Here is a 15,146-nt window from a genome sequence, read left to right on the forward strand (position 1 = left end):
CGACCTGTGCAGGACGCGGCGCACCTCCGCCCCCGAACACCAGCGGGTCCGCCGGCCGGCCGCGGCGCGGGGTCGCCGGGTGAGCGCACGTGCCGGCCGGCGCAAGGGCGCCTCCTCTCGTCCGTCGGATCACAGGCCACGGCATCAGGCCGTCGGCGCGCACAGGAGGAACCACCATGCCCAGAACGAAGACAACCCTGACCGGCGCGGCCATCGCCGTCGTCGCCGCTCTGACAGCCCTGAGTACCGGCCCGGCGCACAGCGCAACGGGCCGGGCCGGCGACAAGGGGACCACCCCGGCAGTCTCGGTGACCAACGGCAGCCCCACCCCGGACGGGACCGCACCCGCCAAGGTCACCGGGCCACCCGCCGATCAAGTGCTGAGCGACGCGCAGCCGGACATCCTCTGGTACAACACCAGCCTCGACCAGCTCCAGATCTGGTACATGGACGACACCCGCGTCACCGGCCGGCAGACCGTGGTCGGCCCGGACGGCAGCCCCATTGGGGCCCCGGCACCCTGGCAGGTCGCCGGCGCGGCAGACTTCGACCACAACGGAACCGCGGACGTCATCACGCACCTCAGCGACACCGGTGAGACCGTGATCAGATACTTGGACAGCAACGGTCGCAACCTCACCAGCCGGATCGTGCGCGACGAGAACGGCAACGCCGCGCACGCCGGAACACCCTGGCAGATCGCCGGCGTCGCAAACTTCAACCGGAGCGACTCATACCCGGACATCCTCTGGCACAACACCAGCACCAACGAGACCCAGATCTGGTTCATGAACGACATGAGCATCATCGGCCGAGCCGATGTGCTGGAGGAGAACGGCAGCCCCACCCACGTCGGAGCACCCTGGCAGATCGCCGGCGTGTCAGGCCTCAACCCGTACGGCGGCCCGGACATCCTCTGGCACAACACCAACACCAACGAGTCCCAGATCTGGTCCATGGACTACGCCCACCGCATCGCCCGACGGCAGAGCGTGCTCGAGGAGAACGGCAGCCCCACCCACGTCGGAGCGCCCTGGCAGATCGCCGGCACCGCAGACTTCGACAGCGACGGAAGCCCGGACATCCTCTGGCACAACACCAGCACCGATGAGACCCAGATCTGGCACATGGCCGGCAACAGCATCATCGGCCGAGCCGATGTGCTGGAGGAGAACGGCAGCCCCACCCACGTCGGAGCACCCTGGCAGATCGCCGGCATCGGATACTTCTAGTCCCGATCCTCGACGACCGGTCGTCAGGATGGGCGCAGGTCTCGCACCGGCGTGTGGGACCTGTGCCGAGTGGACGGCGGCGGTTACGTGGCACCTGCCGAGGAGCCCCGACCCTCTGCCCCCGGACGGCGCCGGATCTACGGACCATCCACGGCTGCCGCCGCCACGGCCATCCAACCCCCTCATCACAGCGCCGATCCGCCTGTTCCATTTCTGACCTCGGCAAGCACCGCTAGGACCTTGGAACACAGCCACTCACTGCGGACCGGGACGATCCGCCCGTGCTGAAGGCGTATCCCTCCTGGCGGGAGGGGCGTCGTGGACGGTGGCGCCGTCCCGGACCGCCTCGATCGCCACGACACGGCCGGGGCAGCCGCGGCACGAAACGCCAGGGACTCCAGGTCGAGGGGGCTGTCCGGGCTTCGGGCGATCCGGTCGCCGTGGTGGGTGTAGCGGTCGAACTGCAATGCACGGTGTGAAGCGGCGGGGACTGGAATCGGAGCGTCAGCCACCGGGCCAGTCCCGACCCTGCTCAGGCGTTCCGGACGGCGAAGTTCCCGAGGGGGCTCTCCAGGCGGTCGTAGGCCCGGAGGGCCGAGGGGCGGACCGCGGCGGCGATCGCCGCCTGCTCCTCGCCGGCCAGGGTGCGGCGGAACACCTCGGCGAACACCGCACGGTCCACGGCGGCGAGCAGCGCGGCGGCGACCCGGCACTCGAAGCCGACGGGTCTCTCGTGCACCGCCTCGGCCAGCGCCTCGGCGAGTGCCGTCTCGCTGTGCTCGTGCAGCTCGCGCAGCCGGGCGCCCAGGGCGGGGCTGTCGAAGACGGTGCGGGCGAACTCCGGGCCGGAGAAGCCGAGTCGGGCGTCGTGCCGGTCGAGCCCGGCGAGGCAGTCGCGGCGCAGCGCGGCGAGCGCGGACTCGCCCGGTGCGCGCTCGGAGACCGTTGCGGCGAGCCGGACGACGAGCTCCTCGTGCAGGTCGAAGAAGAGGTCCTCCTTGCGCGGGAAGTGGTTGGTGACGGTCATCTTGGCGACGCCCGCGGCGGCCGCGACCTCGGCGATGGTCGTGCGGTCGAAGCCCCGCTCGATGAAGAGCCTGGTCGCGGCGTGCGAGATCGCCTCACGGGTGCGGCGCTTGTTGAGCTCGCGCAGGTTCGGAGTCGTCCCGGTCTCGGTCATGCCGGGAGCCTAGCGCAGGAGTCTGGGTCGAGTACAGAAATTAGATTTGACCTAATCGATGGGTCCGTCCTAAGTTCTTCCCGGGGCGGCCGGAGAGGCTGCCCGGGTGGGCGTCCGAGAGTGTGCCGGGTGAGCGTCGAAGTGGCGGCACGCGGGTTCGGGGGCGACTCGCCCAAGGGCGACCAGGGGAGGGCGCATGACCGCATCCGTTGCTGCGAAGGGCCGGCCGGGAGGAGTCCGGGAGGGGGAGCCGGAGCCGATTCCGCCGGGCCTGTGGAAGATGGGCGGGGTGCTCGCGCTGGGGCCGGTGCTCGCGCTGCTGGACAGCACGATCGTCAACGTCGGCATCGACTCCGTCGGGCGCGATCTGCACGGCTCGATCGCGGAGATGCAGTGGGTGGCCACGGGGTACCTGCTGGCGATCTCGCTGACCATGCCGCTCTCGGGTTGGGCCGCCGGCCGCTTCGGGGGGCGGCGGGCGTGGCTGGCCTCGGTCGTCCTGTTCGTGCTCGGGTCGGCGCTGTGCGGCCTGGCCTGGTCGACGGGCAGTCTGATCGCCTTCCGGGTGCTGCAGGGGATCGGCGGCGGGATGATTCAACCGCTCGGCCAGGCGATCATCATACAAGCGGCCGGGCCGTCCAGGGTCGGGCGGGTGATGGGCACGCTGATGCTTCCGATCAGCCTGGCCCCGGTCCTGGGGCCGATCCTCGGCGGGCTGGTGCTGGAGCACTTCGACTGGCGCTGGATGTTCCTGCTGAACGTGCCGGTCGGGCTGGTGATCCTGCTGCTCGCCGCCCGCTGGCTGCCGTCCGACGAGACGTCGGACGCACCGAAGCCCCGGCTGGACGTGACCGGCCTGGTGCTGCTCTCGCCCGGCCTGACCGGGCTGGTCTACGGGCTCGCGACGATCGGTGACGGCGCAACGGCCGGCTGGGTCGCTCTGGCGGCGGGCGCGGTGCTGGTGGCGGCCTACGGCTGGTACGCGCTGCGGGTGGGGCGCGGGGGCGTCCGGACGCCGCTGATCGACCTGCGGCTGTTCGCCCGGCGCGGCTTCAGCGTGGCGACGGCGAACAGCTTCCTGCAGGGCGCCGCGCTCTACAGCTCGATGTTCCTGGTGCCGCTCTACTACCAGCAGGTGAAGCACGCCGGCGCGGTGGAGGCCGGTCTGCTGCTGGCGCCGCAGGCCCTCGGCACGGCGGTCACCGCCATGCTGGCCGCCCGGATGACCGACCGCATCGCGCCGCGTCCGCTGATCATGATCGGCATCGGCTGCTCCCTGGTCGGCACGATCGCGTTCACCCAGCTGGGCAGCGGCTCCGAACCGGCCGCCTGGCTGATCGCCGGCTCGCTGGCACTGCGCGGCGCGGGCATGGGGATGATCGCGATCCCCGGCCTGGCAGTGGTGTACGGGAGCGTCGAGAAGGACCAGGTGCCGGCGGCGGCGGGTGCGGTCAACGTGCTGAACCGGGTGGGCGGGGCGCTCGGCACGGCGGTGCTGACGCTGGCGCTCCAGCAGGCGCAGGACGGGCACCCGGGCCGGCCGGGTGCGGCCTTCGGCGAGACCTTCTGGTGGGTCCTGGCCCTGTCCGCGCTCGCCATCGCTCCGGCGCTGCTCTACCCGAACACCCGCCGATCCGGCTGACCACCGGCCGGTTCCCGACCACCCAGACCTGGAGGCACCCGTGTCCATCCGCCACCCCGACGGCCTTCGCCTGCTCAGCGTCCACGCGCACCCCGACGACGAGTCCAGCAAGGGTGCGGCCACCCTCGCCCGGTACGCGGCCGAGGGCGTGGACGTCCTGGTCGCCACCTGCACCGGCGGCGAGCGCGGCTCGGTGCTCAACCCGGCCATGGACCGGCCCGAGGTCCGGGCCGACATCGCCCGCGTCCGGCGCGAGGAGATGGCGGCCGCCCGGGAGATCCTCGGTGTGCGCCAGCGGTTCCTCGGCTTCGTCGACTCCGGGATGCCCGGCCCGGACGAGCCCCTTCCCGAGGGCTGCTTCGCCGCCCGGCCGGTGGAGCTCGCGGCGGCGCCGCTGGTCGCACTGATCCGGGAGTTCCGCCCGCAGGTGGTGATCACCTACGACGAGACCGGCGGCTACCCGCACCCGGACCACGTGATGACCCACCGGGTCACGGTGGCGGCCGTCGAAGCCGCCGCCGACCCGGAGCACGATCCCGGGCCGGGCGAGCCCTGGCAGGTGTCCAAGCTCTACTACCACCTGGCGCTCTCCCGGGCCTGGTTCCGGGCCCTGCACGAGGCCATGACGGAACGGGGCGTCCCCTCGGGGATGGGCGAGCTGCTCGCCGGCTGGCCCGACACCCCGCCGGCCCTGGCCACCACCACCCGGGTGGCATGCGCCGAGCAGTTCGCCGTACGGGACGCGGCGATGCTGGCGCACGCCACCCAGGTCCAGCCGGGCGTGGCCTTCATGGCCCACCCACGGGACATCGAGCGCGAGGTCTGGCCGACCGAGGACTACCACCTGGCCCGGAGCCTGGTGCCGGTGGTGGGTGCGGCGGCCGGGGACGGCGTGATCGAGACCGACCTGTTCGCCGGGCTACGGGCGGAGGCGCGGGTGGGGGTGGGGGCGGGATGAGCCGGACGGCGGGCGCGGCGGCGCGGGCGTTCGCGGCGTCACCGGGTGGCGCGGTGACCGCCGTCCGCTCGGCAGCGATGGTCCGCTCGGCAGCGGCCCTCCGCTCAGCACTGGCCGTCGGCGAGCACGTAGTAGCCCGGTCCGGTCTGCTTCAGAGTGTGGGTGACGAAGGTGTTCCAGAGCCCCATGCTCTGGCCCGAACCGAGCGCGTAGGTCTGGCCGCCGGTCTGGGTCGCACGGCCGGCCGAGACGTGCGCGTAGTTGCTGGCGGTGAAGCACTGGGGGGTGCCCCCGCCCGGAGTGGTCGCCGTCACCGCCGCCGACCGGGGGCCGGCGGCGCCCGACCCGTCGACCGCCGCCACGGTGTAGCGGTACGTGGTGCCGGCCGCGAGTCCGGTGTCGGTGAAGGCCGTGCCGGTCGTGCTGCCCACCTGGGTGTCATCGCGGAAGACTTGGTACGAGGAGGCGCCGCTGACGGACTGCCAGCCGAGGGCGACCGACCCGGCGGTCGCGGTCGCGGTCAGCCCGGTCGGGGCGGGCAGCCCGGGGTCGGTGGGGCCGGAGCCACCGTCCAGCCCCCAGAACTGCGCGGTGTAGTAGCCGGAGCAGATCGTGTCGAGGAAGTAGGCGCCGGTCGTCCCGCACTGGTCGGCCCCGGAGCCCGGGTCGACGGCCAGGCCGTGGCCCATCCCGCTGATCGTGAACACGGCCACCGCGGGCCTTCCGTTCGCATCGGCGTAGACCTCCTGGGTGGTGCCGCCGGGCAGGCTCCGGGTGCCGGTCGGCTGACGGCCGAGGCCCTGGACGTTCGTCCACTGGTCCCGCAGCTCGGCCGCGTTCACCGGCCTGACCACGGTGTCGGCGGTGCCCTGCCAGATCGCCACCCTGGGCCACGGCCCGGTGTAACCCGGGTACGCGGCCCGGACCTTGTCGCCCCACTGGGCCGGAGTGAGCCCCTGGTCGGAGTTCTGGCAGCCGGAGGCGGCGGCCTGGGTGGCGGCGCAGTGCGCGGGCAGCCCGGAGTCGATCGCCCCGCCGGCGAACACGTCGGGGTAGTCCGCCAACAGGTCGGCGGCCATCCCGCCGCCCGCCGAGAGCCCGGTGACGAACACCCGGTGGGCGTCCGAGCCGTACATGGACTCGGCCTTGGCGACCATCTCGACCACCGACCTGGCCTCGCCGACGCCCCGGGCGGCCCGGCTCGCGTCGAACCAGCTGAAGCAGGAGAGGCTGTTGTTGACACTGCTGGTCTGCGGGAACACCACCGCGAAGCCGTACTGGTCGGCGAACTTGGTCCAGCCCGAGTTGCGGTAGTAGTCGGTGGCGCTCTGGACGCAGCCGTGCAGCGCGACCACCAGGGGAGCGCCGCCGGGCAAGCCGGCGGGGGTGTAGGTGTACATCGCGAGGTTGCCCGGGTTGGTGCCGAACCCGGTGACCTGCTGGAAGCTGCCGCTGGCGGCCGCCGCCACGGAGGATGCGGCGGAGGCCGTGACGGGGGAAACCGTGGTGGCGGAGGGTGCGGCGGGGGAGGCGACGGCTGCGGAGGGCGCGGCGGCGCCGAGCGCGAGAGCGACGGTGGTGAGCAGCGCCGCGGCGGTGGGGCGCAGTGGCATGGGGACTCCAACGTGGGGGAGGAGTGGGGGCCGGTCCCGTGCAGCGTGGCGCGCCCGCAGGCCCGGTGCCATGTGACGGTCATCCGGGGTCCACCGCCCGGGCATGGCGCAGGCCGCCATGGTCCTACTCCCGCGCCCCGCGCCGTGGTCCTACTGCCCGTGCCCCGCGGCCCGCGCCGTGGTCCTGCGGCCCGTGCCCCGCGGCCCGCGCCGTGGTCCTGCGGCCCGGCCGCGCGTCATGCGGAGCGCCGAAGGCCGTACCTGCCCCGCACCGGAACGCACTTGAGGCGAGGTGGCGTCGGGACGGCGGTGTTCCGGGGCGAACCCGGGAGCCACCTCCACAAGCCGATGTCGGATGGAAAAGAACCGGCCCCGGCCGCCGGAGCGACCGGGGCCCGCCCGGGTGGGGGTCCCGGGGCGGCTCACAGGGCCGCGAGCACTCCGCAGAGGGCGATGAAGCCGCAGATCCCGAAGTTGACCAGCTTGTGGGACAGGAAGATCGCGGCGAACTCGCGGATGGTGGCGCTCGGCCAGTAGTACCGGGCGGTGGGAGAGCCGAAGACGTGGCCGTTGACGCCGGTCTGGCGGGCGAGCAGTGCCGCCCGGAAGGCGTGGAAGTTGTTGGTGACCACGACGCAGCGGTAGTCGGGCTTGGCCTGCTCCATGATGGCCTTGCTGAACAGCAGGTTCTCCTCGGTGGTGCGCGAGCGGTCCTCCCGCTCGATGTGCTCGTCGGGGAAGCCGCGTTCGACCAGGTAGTCGGCCATCGCGTGGGACTCCGGCAGCTTCTCGTCCGGCCCCTGGCCGCCCGAGGTGATGAGCACCGGCGGGTTGCCGCGGGCGGCCTGCTTCTCGTACACCTCGCGGCCCCGGTTCAGTCGGCTGGCGAGCAGCGGCGGGACGCGCTCGCCGCCGATCAGCCCGGAGCCGAGCACGATCACGAAGTCCACGTCCCGGCGCGGCCGGTGGCGGCTGTACAGGAAGGCGTAGCCGACGAAGCAGGTGAACAGGAAGGAGATGTAGCCGACCACGAGCACCGCGGTGCCCGCGAGCGCGGCCAGCGGCCGCGAGTGGACGATGAGGGCGGCGACCAGCAGTCCGATGACGCCGAGGATGCCCAGCCCGGCGAGCAGTGACAGCAGGTTGGCCGGCCGTCTGCCCTCCTTGCGGATCATGGTCAGGCCGTTGGCGAGCAGGAACCAGACCAGGGCCGCCGTGCCGAGGGCCGGGAGGAGGACGATGACCGCCGCCGCGAGTGTGATCACCATGCTGGGCGCCTTGCGGAGCTCGGCGAGCAGGGCGAGGGACAGGAGGGAGACGGCGATGCCGAGCAGGACGGCGTTGCTGAACTGGCGACGGTCGCGTACTACCCCGATTCCGAACAACAGGAAGAACAGGGCGGCTGGGGCATAGGCGATCATGCGTCGTATCGTAGGGGAATCCCACCTGTACGAACCGGCCGGGCGTTCGGAGGAACCGAGGGCCCCGGTGAGCGCCCGGCGGGTGCCCCGGACGCCCGGCCGGGGTTCAGGCGAAGCGCTCGATCGCGGCCAGGATCGCGTCCCGCATCCGCGGGCTGCCGGTGTGTCCGGAGTCGTCGATGACCGTCAGCCGGGCGTCCGGCCAGGCCTTGACCAGCTGCCAGGCCGTGTCGACCGGCCCGCCGAGGTCCAGCCGGCCGTGGATCAGTTCGCCGGGGATTCCGGACAGCCGCCCGGCGTCGCGCAGCAGTTGGCCGTCCGGCAGGAAGGCCCGGTGCGAGAAGTAGTGCGCGGTGATCCGGGCGAAGGCCATCAGCGCGTCGGAGGGCCGGTCGGTGTACGCGTTCGGCTTGCCCAGCGTCTCGTGCGAGATGACCGCGTCCTCCCAGGTGGCCCAGGCGTTGGCGGCGGCCCGCCGGACGGGCTCGTCGGTGCTGTTGAGCAGCCGGCTGTAGGCGGCGAGCAGTTCGAAGGTGTCCCCGTCGCGGTCGGCGGGCGGAAGGAAGTCCCGGAACGCCTCCCAGGCCGCGGGCAGGAAGCGGCCCACGCCGCGGTACAGCCAGTCGGTCTCCTCGGGACGGGTCATGGTGACCCCGCAGATCACGATCGCGGAGACCCGTTCCGGGTGGGCCTGCGCGTAGGCGAGGATCAGCGTGGAGCCCCAGGAGCCGCCGTAGAGCAGCCACTTGTCGATGCCGAGGTGCTCGCGCAGCCGCTCCATGTCGGCGATCAGGTGCGCGGTGGTGTTGTGCTCCAGGCTGGTCGAGGGGTCGGCGGCGGCCGGGCGGCTGAGCCCGCAGCCGCGCTGGTCGAACTGGACGAGGTGGTAGCGCTCCGGGTCGAAGTACCGCCGGGTGCCCGGGCTGTGGCCGGAGCCGGGCCCGCCGTGCACCACCACGGCCGGCCTGCCCGCCGGGTCGCCGGAGGCGTTCCAGTGCATCAGCTGCCCGTCGCCGACGTCCAACAGGCCTTGTGCGTACGGTTCGTAGAGGGGGTACGGCTCGGGCATCGGTGACTCCTCCGTGGTCGTACGGGGTGGGCCCGGCGAGCCTACCCCGGTGTCGGATCCCGGGGAGGGGCTCAGCGGTGCTCCGGCGGGAGCAGGGCGGCCAGGCCGTCGAGGACCCGCTGGAGGCCGAACTCGAAGCGGGCGTCCATGTCCGGCGCGGTGAGGTCGTCGGCGAGGGCGACCAGGTTGGGGAAGGTCTCGGCGGGCAGGGCGCGGAACAGGTCGCCGGCGGCGTCGGCGATGTCCCGGCGGCTGGTGCCGAGCACCTCGGCGGCCGAGATCGGCGACTGTTCCTGGAGCACGAAGCCCTGGACGAAGGCGCCCAGCAGGTAGCTGGCCATGGCGGCGTCGGCGTCGGAGAAGCCGGCCGCGCGGAGGCGGTCCAGCTGGTCCTCCATGAGCCCGAGCAGGTGGGGCCCGGGGGCGAGCCGGCCGGCGACGACCTTGGCCGCGTCCCGGGTGTCGAGCAGCAGGCGGCGGTAGCGCCAGCAGTACGCGTGGAACTGTTCGCGCCAGCCGCCGGTGCGCGGCGGGGGCTCGGCGGAGCCCAACAGGGCGTCGGTGAGCAGGTCGAGGAGCTCCTGCTTGTTGCGGACGTGCCAGTACAGCGAGGCCGCCTTGACGCCGACCTCGGCGGCGACCTTGCGCATGGACAGCCCGGCCAGGCCGTCCCGTTGCAGGACGCGCAGGGCGGCCTGGGCGAGGGCGTCCCTGGTCAGGGCGGGTGTCGTGTCGTCGGTCCCGGGCGTGTCGGGGTGGTTCTGCGGCATGGGTGTGCGGACGCCTCCGGCCGTGTGGTGGATTCCCGCTTGCAATCTAACACCGTTAGGTGCAGTCTGTGGCTGTCGCGCCGACCCCTAACAGTGTTAGGGGCTCATGACCGGGAGGGAACCCATGGAGGAATCGAGCGCCCGCCGCCGACGGCTCGCGCTGCTCACGCTCTGCGTCACCATGTTCATGTCCATGCTGGACAACGTCATCGTCAACAACGCCCTGCCCCGCATCGGCCAGGAACTGGACGCCGGGATCAGCGGCCTGCAATGGGTCGCCGAGGGCTACAGCCTGGTCTACGCGGCCTTCGTGCTGACCGGTGGCGCACTCGGCGACCGGTACGGCCGCACCCGGGTGTTCCGGCTCGGCCTCGCCCTCTTCACGGTCGGATCGGCCCTGGCCGCGCTCGCCGACACGATCGGCGTGCTGGTCGGCGCCCGGATGCTCCAGGGCGTCGGCGCCGCGCTGCTCACCCCCGGCAGTCTCGCCCTGCTGCGGCACGTGTTCACCGACGAGCAGGAGCGGGCCAAGGCCATCGCCACCTGGTCCGGGGTCTCCGCGCTCGGCCTCTCGGTCGGACCGGTGGTCGGCGGCCCGATGGTCGAACACCTCGGCTGGGCCAGCGTGTTCTGGATCAACGTGCCGATCGGGGTCGCCGGACTGCTGCTCGCCACCCGGGTGCTCCCGGACATCCCGCCGCGCGCCCGCCGGATCGACCTCGGCGGCCTCGCCCTGTCCGCCACCGGACTCGGCCTGCTGGTCTACGCGCTGATCGAGGGCCCGTCCCGCGGCTGGACCGACGCCCGGGTGCTCGGGTGCGGCGCCGCGGCCGCCGTGCTGCTGATCGCCTTCCTGCTGCTCGAACTGCGGCTCGCCGAACCGATGCTGGAGCTGCGGCTGTTCCGCGACGGCATGCTGGGCGGCGCGCTGCTCAGCGGGTTCATGGTCAGCTTCGGGATGTTCGGCGCGCTGTTCTTCCTGCCGCTGATGATGCAGGGCACCCTCGGCTGGTCCCCGGCCGCCGCGGGCTACGCGGGGTTGCCGATGACCGCGATGCTGGTGCTCGCCGCGCCGCTCTCCGGCCGGCTGACCGCCCGCCACGGGCCCCGGCCGCCGCTGGTGCTCGGCCTCGTCCTCTGCGCGGCGGGTCTCGGCGGCCTGTCACTGTACGGCGACCACGCGCACTACCTCGAATACCTGTGGACGCTGTTCGCGATGGGCCTCGGGATGGGGCTCACCTTCACCCCGGTGTCGATCGGGGTGATGCAGCGGGTCGCCCCGGCCCAGACCGGGATGGCCTCGGCCGCCATCAACACCCTGCGCGAGCTCGGCGGGGTGCTCGGGATCGCCGTGCTGGGCGCCGTCCTGACCGGCCGGCTGACCGACTCCCTGACGGCCGCCCTGCACCGGATCGGCGTCCCGCCGGACGCCGTCGGTCCGATCGCGGACGCGCCCACCGGCGCGGTGCACGGCGGTGGTGCAGCCGCGGCGGCACTGCCCGGTCCGCTCCAGGAGGCGGTGGACGGCGCCTTCATCGACGGCATCCACCTCGCCGTGCGCTGCGGGGCGGTCGCGCTCGCGGTGACCGCCGTCCTGGTCACCGTCCTGCTCGGCCGGGCCCGTCCGATCGCCCCGCCGGAGGCCGTCCGTCCTCGGCCGGCGGAGCCGGCCGAGGCCCGTTCCGCCTGATCGGCGATCCGGCCGGCGGCCCGGCCGGGCGCACGGCACGCCCGGACGCGCCCGTCGCACGGGCCGCCGCACCGGCGGCCCGTCAGCGGATGCCCTCGATCGCCGCCTGCGCCCTGCGGGCCAGCTCGCGCCGGGCGCCCGCCCGGGCGGGCTGCGGGCCGGGCGGCGCGATCGGCGGCAGGAAGGTGACGTCGGCGACCAGCCCGCGGGCCGCGACCACCCGGGCGAGCGAGGTGAGCAGCCCGTCGTCCCCGATGAAGGCGGGCACACTGGTCGGCCGCCCGTCCGCCAGCCGGTAGCGGATCGTCACCGGCTGGACGTCGGCGCCCGCCTCCACCGCCGCCTGGAACAGGGCGGGCCGGAACCGGCCGCTCTCCCGCCCGCACCAGGTCGACCCCTCCGGGAAGACGATCACCGGTTGCCCGGAGCGCAGCACTCCGGCCACCGCGGCGACGGTGTCCGGCAGCGTCCGCAGCCGGTCGCGGTCCAGGAAGACGGTGCCGCACCCGGCGATCAGCGGGCCGAGCACCGGCCACTGCCGGACCTCGGTCTTGGCCAGCGACCGGCCCGGCCGACCGGCGACGAGCAGCGGTATGTCCAGCCAGGACACGTGGTTGGCCACCACCAGCACCCCGCCGTCCGCGCCGGGACCCGGTCCGTCGGGCCCCGCGAGGTGGACGGTCACCCCGAGGGCGCGCAGCACCGCCCGCGCCCAGAGCCGGACCAGCAGGATCCGGGCGCGGTACGGGAACAGCCGGACCGGCAGGCCGAGCACGACCCCCGCCAGCACGGTGGTCAGACAGGCCGCCAGCCGCAGCGCCCGCCGGGGGTGGGAGACCTCCGGCGAGGCCTCGGCCAGGCAGGTCTCGGGCCGGCAGGTCGCCGTGGGCAGCCAGATGCTCATGACGAGGCACCCGAGGCGGGTACGCCGGACAGGAAGTGCCGCAGGTAGCGCGGGTCGGTGCGCTCCAGCGACAGCAGCACGTACAGGTCGGCGCAGTCGAAGTCCGGGTCGTACGCGGGCTCGCCGCATACCCAGGCGCCCAGCCGCAGGTAGCCTCGGAGCAGGGCCGGCAGCGCGCCCCGCTCGGCGCGCGCCACCCCGGTGGCGTCCCAGCGGCGGTGCGGGGTGACCCGGTACTCCTCGGGCGCCAGGTGCTTGGCGCTGACGGTGTCCCAGACCCGGGCCGCGGTGGCGCCGCCGTCCGCCAGCTCGATCGAGCAGCAGCCGCCGACCCAGGTGTTGCCGGTGTCGGCCAGGTAGCGGGCGATGCCGCCCCACATCAGGTTGATGACGGCGCCGTTGCCCCGGTGGTCCGGGCGGATGCAGGAGCGCCCGAGCTCGACCAGGCCGGGGCGCACCGGCGCGAGCGCGGAGAGGTCGAACTCCCCGTCGGAGTACAGCCGGCCGGCCCGGCGGGCGGCCTCGGGCCGCAGCAGCCGGTAGGTGCCGACGACGGCGCCCTGCTCGCCCTCGCGGACCAGCAGGTGGTCGCAGTACTCGTCGAACGGGTCGACGTCCAGGCCCTCGACCGGGCTGTGCAGCACCGCGCCCAGCTCGGCGCCGAAGACCTGGTGGCGCAGCCGCTGGGCGGCGCGCACGTCGTCCTCGTCGCGGGCGAGGGAGACGGTGTACGCGGCCGGGGCGGCGGGCCGGGGGCGGGGCGCGGGGACCGTCCGGGCGTCGTGGGTGGGGGCGACTGCGGACGGAGCGTACGTGGGGACGGTGGTCATGGCGGACCCTCCAGGGCAGCACGATCGGCGGTGCCGTGGATCACCAGGGCACCGTCCCGGTCCGCAGGCGGTTGGGCATGGACGCGAACCGGTCCCCGTATGTCTCTCCGAGCCGGTTGGCATTTATGTTGCGGCCCGGCGGAGCGCAGATGTGCACCTGTTGAATGGGAACACCCGTGGCCCGGCGGTCACTTGTCCGGCACCCGGCGCTCGCCCGCCGGGGGTGGACAACTCCCGCCGCAGGGGCGTACGGCCGCACCGTGCGCCCCTGCGGAACGATCGCTACGCGCGGCTCAGAACGTCCGCCAGCCCTCCGGGTCGACCCCGCCCGGGACGGCGCCGGCCGGGCCGTACGGCTCGCGGGTGTACACGAAGGAGCCGATGTCGAGGTGGCTGACCGTGCCGTCGGGGTGGCGGACCACCCGCAGGGTCTCGCCCGCGAAGTAGTTCTCCACGCCGGTCCAGGTGCCGTCCGGTTCGGGCCGGAAGCGCGAGCCCCGGCCGGCGGCGGTGAGCGGGGTGAGCTCCAGCACCCGCCCGGGACGCAGCCGCAGGGCGGCCGGCGCGGCGCCCCAGTACCAGGGGCCGGTGAGCTCCAGCGGTTCCGCGTCCACCGCGGGCAGCGGGCGCCACGGTTCGGGCAGCCGGGGCTCCAGTTCGGCGGTGAGCGCGATCAGCTGCGCCGCCAGGGCCGAGGCGCTGGCGGCTCCGCTGGTGGCGTTGGAGAGGGCGTAGGCGGCCAGGCCGTCGGCCTCGCTGATCCACAGGCCCGCCGTGAATCCGGGCATCGAGCCGGTGTGCCCGTACAGCAACCGGCCTTCGTGGCGGCGCAGTTGCAGGCCGAGGCCGTAGCCGCTGGTCCACTCGGCGTCGTCCGGGGCGACGGCCGGGCTGCGCATCTCGGCGAGGGAGTCGGCGGACAGCACCTTGTCGTCGCCGGCCGTCAGGAAGGCCGCCCAGCGGGCCAGGTCGGCGACGGTGGACCAGAGTTGACCGGCCGGGCCCATCAGGCCGGTGTCGGTGAGCGGCTCGGGCAGCAGGACGTCGGCCCAGGGATGGACGGCGAAGCCCCCGGCGTGCGGGTGCTCGGGCAGCAGCGTGGTGCGGTCCATGCCGAGCGGGGCCAGCACCTCGCGGCGCAGCACCTCGCCCCAGGGCTCGCCGCGCAGCTTCGCCACCAGCGCGCCGAGCAACGCGTAGCCGGGGTTGGAATAGTGGTGCAGCCGCCCGGCCGGGTGCTTCAGCGGCCGTTCGGCCTCCAGGAGGTCGCCGAGGTCCGGCCGCAGCGAGCCCTCGGTCCGCTCCCACCAGGGGCCGGGGGTCTCGGCGGTCAGGCCGGAGGAGTGCGCGAGCAGCTGGGCGACGGTCGCCTCGTCGGCGGGGGTGCCGGGCAGGTGGCGCGAGAGCGGGTCGGCGAGGTCGAGCAGGCCCTCGTCGCGCAGCCGCAGCACCAGCACGGCGACGAAGGTCTTGGTGAGCGAACCGATGCGGTACTGGACGTCCGGGGTGGGGGCGTGCCCGTCGACCATGCTGCGGGCTCCGCTCCACACCGGCTGCCCGTCGCGCAGCACCCCGGCGACCATGGAGGGCGTGCGACCCTCGGCCTGGGCGACGGCGAGCCGGTGCAGCAGCGCGCGGCGGGTGGCGGGCAGCAGCTCGGCGGGCAGGTCGGTCATGTGGGCTTCTGGACTCATCGACATATGCACGGACAGTAGCCCAGCCCGGGCCCGGGGCCGACCGATTAATCCGGTCCAGGCCCAGGCCCATGCCCACACCCAGGACCACGCCCCGGCCCCGGTCCAGGCCCCGGCCCCGGTCCAGGCCCCGGCCCCGGTCC

General features: G+C 73.8%; 12 protein-coding genes. 4 read left to right on the forward strand and 8 right to left on the reverse strand.

The annotated features are described in order from the left end of the window. Positions 1-176: 176 nt before the first annotated feature. Positions 177-1,232: a hypothetical protein gene (locus tag ACGFSC_RS18255; RefSeq protein ID WP_359903701.1), complete on the forward strand. Its 1,056-nt coding sequence runs from the start codon at positions 177-179 to the stop codon at positions 1,230-1,232. A gap of 532 nt (positions 1,233-1,764) precedes the next feature. Here the strand turns inward: ACGFSC_RS18255 and ACGFSC_RS18260 are convergent. Next, a complete protein-coding gene (locus ACGFSC_RS18260; protein WP_359903703.1) occupies positions 1,765-2,412 on the reverse strand; it encodes a TetR/AcrR family transcriptional regulator in 648 nt (215 codons plus the stop codon). A gap of 196 nt (positions 2,413-2,608) precedes the next feature. Here ACGFSC_RS18260 and ACGFSC_RS18265 point away from each other — a divergent pair, with 196 nt between their 5' ends. Then, a complete protein-coding gene (locus tag ACGFSC_RS18265; RefSeq protein WP_359903706.1) occupies positions 2,609-4,054 on the forward strand; it encodes an MDR family MFS transporter in 1,446 nt (481 codons plus the stop codon). A 40-nt stretch (positions 4,055-4,094) separates the two neighbouring features. Next, a complete protein-coding gene (gene mca, locus ACGFSC_RS18270) occupies positions 4,095-5,012 on the forward strand; it encodes a mycothiol conjugate amidase Mca (protein ID WP_359903709.1) in 918 nt (305 codons plus the stop codon). Between the two features lie 104 nt (positions 5,013-5,116). Here mca and ACGFSC_RS18275 read toward each other — a convergent pair whose 3' ends face one another. From ACGFSC_RS18275 to ACGFSC_RS18290, 4 genes are all read right to left on the reverse strand, one after another. Beyond that, positions 5,117-6,625: a PHB depolymerase family esterase gene (locus tag ACGFSC_RS18275; protein WP_359903711.1), complete on the reverse strand. Its 1,509-nt coding sequence runs from the start codon at positions 6,623-6,625 to the stop codon at positions 5,117-5,119. A 422-nt stretch (positions 6,626-7,047) separates the two neighbouring features. Further along, positions 7,048-8,046: a YdcF family protein gene (locus ACGFSC_RS18280; protein ID WP_359903714.1), complete on the reverse strand. Its 999-nt coding sequence runs from the start codon at positions 8,044-8,046 to the stop codon at positions 7,048-7,050. Between the two features lie 106 nt (positions 8,047-8,152). Further along, on the reverse strand, positions 8,153-9,115 hold the full coding sequence (gene pip, locus ACGFSC_RS18285) for a prolyl aminopeptidase (RefSeq protein ID WP_359903717.1): 963 nt from the start codon (positions 9,113-9,115) through the stop codon (positions 8,153-8,155). A gap of 71 nt (positions 9,116-9,186) precedes the next feature. Further along, positions 9,187-9,885, reverse strand: a complete 699-nt coding sequence (locus tag ACGFSC_RS18290; protein ID WP_359903720.1) for a TetR/AcrR family transcriptional regulator — start codon at positions 9,883-9,885, stop codon at positions 9,187-9,189. 124 nt (positions 9,886-10,009) lie between these two features. On the opposite strand from ACGFSC_RS18290, the gene ACGFSC_RS18295 reads away from it, so the two are divergent. Further along, positions 10,010-11,575 carry an MFS transporter gene (locus ACGFSC_RS18295; protein ID WP_359903723.1) on the forward strand — a complete coding sequence of 522 codons (1,566 nt, stop codon included), beginning with the start codon at positions 10,010-10,012 and terminating at the stop codon, positions 11,573-11,575. Between the two features lie 82 nt (positions 11,576-11,657). Here ACGFSC_RS18295 and ACGFSC_RS18300 read toward each other — a convergent pair whose 3' ends face one another. From ACGFSC_RS18300 to ACGFSC_RS18310, 3 genes are all read right to left on the reverse strand, one after another. Further along, positions 11,658-12,479 carry a lysophospholipid acyltransferase family protein gene (locus ACGFSC_RS18300; protein WP_359903726.1) on the reverse strand — a complete coding sequence of 274 codons (822 nt, stop codon included), beginning with the start codon at positions 12,477-12,479 and terminating at the stop codon, positions 11,658-11,660. Beyond that, positions 12,476-13,309, reverse strand: a complete 834-nt coding sequence (locus ACGFSC_RS18305; RefSeq protein WP_359903728.1) for a GNAT family N-acyltransferase — start codon at positions 13,307-13,309, stop codon at positions 12,476-12,478. Before ACGFSC_RS18305 ends, ACGFSC_RS18300 begins: the two co-directional genes overlap by 4 nt. A 293-nt stretch (positions 13,310-13,602) precedes the next feature. After that, positions 13,603-14,985 (reverse strand): serine hydrolase domain-containing protein, encoded by a 1,383-nt coding sequence (locus ACGFSC_RS18310; protein WP_359903731.1) that lies wholly within the window; start codon positions 14,983-14,985, stop codon positions 13,603-13,605. Between the last annotated feature and the right edge of the window lie 161 nt (positions 14,986-15,146).

The sequence above is a fragment of the Kitasatospora sp. NPDC048715 genome (assembly GCF_043198905.1).
Lineage (GTDB): Bacteria > Actinomycetota > Actinomycetes > Streptomycetales > Streptomycetaceae > Kitasatospora > Kitasatospora lactacystinica.